Origin of the sequence: Microbulbifer pacificus (assembly GCF_002959965.1) — a bacterium.
Taxonomy (GTDB): domain Bacteria; phylum Pseudomonadota; class Gammaproteobacteria; order Pseudomonadales; family Cellvibrionaceae; genus Microbulbifer; species Microbulbifer pacificus_A.
Genome location: NZ_PREV01000016.1, coordinates 1 through 2,100, shown reverse-complemented (window position 1 = coordinate 2,100; position 2,100 = coordinate 1). Strand labels below are relative to the sequence as shown.

Below are 2,100 nucleotides of genomic sequence, written 5' to 3'. Positions count from 1 at the left end.
TGGGGTCCTACCAACAAAACGCGGAAAACATACGTTAATTAGACTATCATAAAGAGAGGATAGTTCGTTCAGTATATGGGCGAATACCTTCTCTTTTTCTGTAAATCAGAAATATAAACAAGACCTTACAAATTTTGTTTAAAAAGTATAATATAATTATATATTTTGGCTATTGGAGGAGGACAAATGAAGGTTTTCTTCGACTTCATCTCCTTAAAAGGGGTTACTTTATGGCTGCTATGTGGATTCCGCAACCATCCGATAAACTTTGCTAGGTTCTGTAAGATGATCTCCATATAATCCTTGTCAATTTCCTCTAAGAAACCCTTTTGACAAGTTAAGTGATTTTTTTCCAAAACCATTATTAATTATTGATGGTGACCAAGATATTGATTCGCCGTACTTTTATTCGTTAGAACTATATAAGAAGTTATTACCGAAGTATTCTGGACATCTCGATAAACTTAAACTTAGTATGCCTTTTGTTAATCATCAGTTTACTTACAGTATGAAACTTGAGGCGTGCGGCTGGTTTGAAAAACATCTTAGATAATAGTTGATCTTGGGAACAACTTGCTGGGGAACATAGGGCATACACCACAATCGGGCGCATTTCTTTAATAAGGACTTCGTATTTCATATTTGACACAAATTGCAAAGGAGGAAAGGTAATGATACAAATTATTAATTCTTTAAATAAAAATTATAAAGTTTCGATAGTATATGGAGAAAATGGAGATATTTTTGAAGGTTATGTGGATTCAATTACAGATGATTATCTAATAATTCATGAATATGTTTCCGATATTTATAGAACGTTGTATCACGATCAGATAATAGAGATACAAAAGATTTAATACGTATTTCGCTAAAATTATGTAGTAACTTATTCAAGACTCGGGTGCGTTTGTTGCACAAGAAGCAAGGGATTGATACATATTGGACATGTTTAATATGAATCAATCTCTATTTTTTATGACTTTTTGCAATTTAGGTCTTAATAACATATGCTAAGAGAAATACCGAGGTAAAAAGGCCAATTTTTCCTACGCTAAGGAATCATTGGCCTTTAGTATTATTGAAGAAGAGGGCGTAGGGAATGTAAACTCGTTACTTTTCTTACATCAAAGTTCCATACGTATCACCATTTGGATAGGGACACCTAAACTTTTTAGGAGAATATCCTTTTAAACCCGAGATTTTGAACTCCATACATTCCCAATGTACACATAGGATATAAAAAACCCTGATTTTTCTGCTTAGCGTAGAAAAATCAGGGTTTTATTTATCTTTTGATATGATCCTTAGCGTATGTTTTCCGCGTTTTGTTGGTATTACCCCATTTATAGAAATAAAAATTTTATTTTTTAAATGAAAAGGCTGTTCAATCAAAAAATGAACAGCCTTTTCTAATTATCCTTTTACTTTTAGAAGACGGAGAGCATTTAATATTACAATAACAGCAGCACCTGTATCACTTAACACAGCCATCCAAAGTGTAAGCCACCCCGGAAATATAAGAACTAATGCTATGAATTTTACAATTAATGAAAACCAGATATTTTGTTTAATAATCGCTAATGCTTTTCTACTTAGTTTAACGGTATGTGGCAATTTTTCCAGATTATCTGCCATTAAAACAATATCAGCCGTCTCCATTGCTGTATCTGTCCCTGCACCACCCATTGCAATCCCTAAGTCTGCAGTGGCCAGTGCTGGTGCATCGTTTATGCCGTCACCAACCATGGCGACTTTGTGACCCTCTTTTTGCAATTGTTTAATTACATCCACTTTATCTTCTGGCAACAGATCTGCAAAATAGCGATTGACATTCGTTTCGTTTGAAATCATCTTGGCAGTGCCCTCATTATCACCAGTTAACATAACAAGTTGATTTACACCAACTTGATTCAATCCATTTAATGCTTCTATAGTAGTTGTACGGATGGTATCAGAAACAGAGATAATCCCCATTATTTCTTGTTGTGTACCGATAATCACTACCGTTTTTCCTTGACTTTGTATTTCGTCTACTTTGTCCTTAACATTGTCCAAAGGTAAATTTATTTCTTCAAACAGTTTTAGATTACCAGCATAATA

1 protein-coding gene is annotated in these 2,100 nt (G+C 33.9%); it reads right to left on the bottom strand.

What is annotated here, in order from left to right:
• Positions 1-1,413: 1,413 nt before the first annotated feature.
• Positions 1,414-2,100, bottom strand: a 687-nt coding sequence (locus tag C3938_RS00440; protein ID WP_158681503.1) for an HAD-IC family P-type ATPase, incomplete at its 5' end; no start/stop codon positions are given.